Annotated in this window: 2 protein-coding genes; both read left to right on the top strand. The window is 56.2% G+C overall.

The window, feature by feature from the left end; translation table 11 throughout:
- The first annotated feature begins 4 nt into the window (after nucleotides 1-4).
- Nucleotides 5-835 carry a LysR family transcriptional regulator gene (locus O9K64_RS23320; protein ID WP_420493192.1) on the top strand — a complete coding sequence of 277 codons (831 nt, stop codon included), beginning with the start codon at nucleotides 5-7 and terminating at the stop codon, nucleotides 833-835.
- A 406-nt stretch (nucleotides 836-1,241) separates the two neighbouring features.
- Nucleotides 1,242-1,661: a GNAT family acetyltransferase gene (locus tag O9K64_RS23315; protein WP_275100518.1), complete on the top strand. Its 420-nt coding sequence runs from the start codon at nucleotides 1,242-1,244 to the stop codon at nucleotides 1,659-1,661.
- The last annotated feature ends 135 nt before the right edge of the window (nucleotides 1,662-1,796 follow it).

Raw genomic sequence — 1,796 nt, 5'->3', positions numbered from 1 at the left:
TTTTATCGCACTGGTCCAGTGTCGGAGTTTCCAGGCCGCCGCAAAAAACCTCGGAATCGCCCAGCCCACGCTCTCCCAGCACATTCAAAAGCTTGAAGAACAGCTGGATACTTTGTTGATCCGCCGCGCAAAATCGGGATGCGAGCCTACCAGAACAGCCCATGCGTTGATGCCGTTCGCGCTCAGCATGTTGCGCCTGGATGAGCGCGCCCGGGAAGCGGTAAGCGGTACCAGTCTGCGCGTGGGGGCAAGTTCCAACATTGGAATCTACATGCTCCAGCCCCACGTTCGCTCGTTCATGGACACTCCGGCGGCACCTGAGGTGGATCTGGTGATCGACAACAACCCCGCCATAGCCAGGCAACTGACCAGCGGTGAACTGGACATCGCGGTTATGGAGTGGTGGCACCCCAAGCCCGGCTTCCAGGCGCGGGACTGGCGGCAGGAGCCGGTGGTACTGATTGTGCCACCGCATCACCCGTGCGCGGGACTGCAACAGATAGACCGGGAAACCCTCGCCGGCATGACGCTACTCGGTGGCGAGCCCGGCACGGGTACTGGACGACTTTTGGCGAATTTCTTTGGTGACAAGGGGCCGTTCCCGAAGGTGTCCATGCAGCTCGGCAGTACCGAAGCGGTAAAACAGGCGGTCAAGACCGGTCTCGGCATTTCACTGGTTCTGGCGGCCTGCGTCAGCGAGGAAGTCCGGGTCGACTCCTTGCGGGCAATCCCGGTCAGCGATCCCGGGCTGAGTAAAGAACTCATGGTCATCTGCCCGGATGCCATCGCCCGGCATCCGCCCGTCTCCACATTTGTCGGCCATTTGTGTCACTGAAAGAGGGCCCTGGTAAACCGTTTACCAGGGCAATTCCTCACCAGTGCTGTGCCAGAAGGACCAGGTATTCTGCAGGGGATTCGCGATGCCGGCCTGCCTGTATCCCTGCTCGGGAATACAGATTCGCTGGCGTCTGACCGCCATCCCGGTACGCACCAGCACGCTTCGCCATCCGTTGGCCATCGCTCATGTCAAACGTTAACTCAATTGTGGCATTAATCATGCCCCAATGACTTGTTTCGCCCCGTTATCTACCGGATAAAATAAACATGTTGTATGGTTTCCTGGAATGCACCGCGGGTGGACTCCAGCATTGCACCCTGTAGGAGGCCCGCCCCCGGGCCGATTTCGCGGCGAGGCGCCGCTATTTCAGGTTGATTTTCGCAACGATCGGGTTAACGAAGATATGAATATTCGACCTTTTCAAGAAAAAGATAGATTGCCAGTAATAGACCTCTGGAAAGAGGCTGGTCTGGTTGTGCCTCAAAATGATCCTGGAAAGGATATCGACCGAAAAATGAAGGTCGATCCAGACCTGTTCTTGGTCGGTGAGATTGATGGTGAATTGGTCGCGACGGTAATGGGCGGCTATGAAGGCCACCGTGGCTGGATTAACTATCTGGCAGTAAAGCCGTGTCATCATAGAAAAGGTTATGGTCGGCTACTGATGGAGTCAGTAGAGCGGCTTCTTAAACGGAAGGGTTGTCCAAAAATCAATCTTCAAGTCAGGGCGACGAATTCCGGAGTTATAGAGTTTTACTCGGCTATGGGCTACGGTAACGACAATGTTGTAGGTTTAGGTAAACGGTTGATGCATGACTCGTGACATCGTTAACTCAGCGCAACATTAGACCGCCGCAGGCGGCGGTGGGACGCTCGAAGGCCCGCACCCATGTGCGCGGCGTTGGGAGTCACCATGAAGGAACGTAGTAGAATTCCCAAGCTCAAGGTCGCGGAGGTG

The sequence above is a fragment of the Sedimenticola hydrogenitrophicus genome (assembly GCF_029017505.1).
Classification (GTDB): Bacteria; Pseudomonadota; Gammaproteobacteria; order Chromatiales; family Chromatiaceae; genus Sedimenticola; species Sedimenticola hydrogenitrophicus_A.
The sequence above is the reverse complement of the archived record's forward strand: the minus strand, read 5'-3'. Positions and strand labels throughout refer to the sequence as shown.

What these genes read in the sequence shown, in the direction of transcription:
- O9K64_RS23315 (WP_275100518.1), top strand. Translation starts at nt 1,242, where the DNA reads ATGAATATTCGACCTTTTCAAGAAAAAGATAGATTGCCAGTAATAGAC.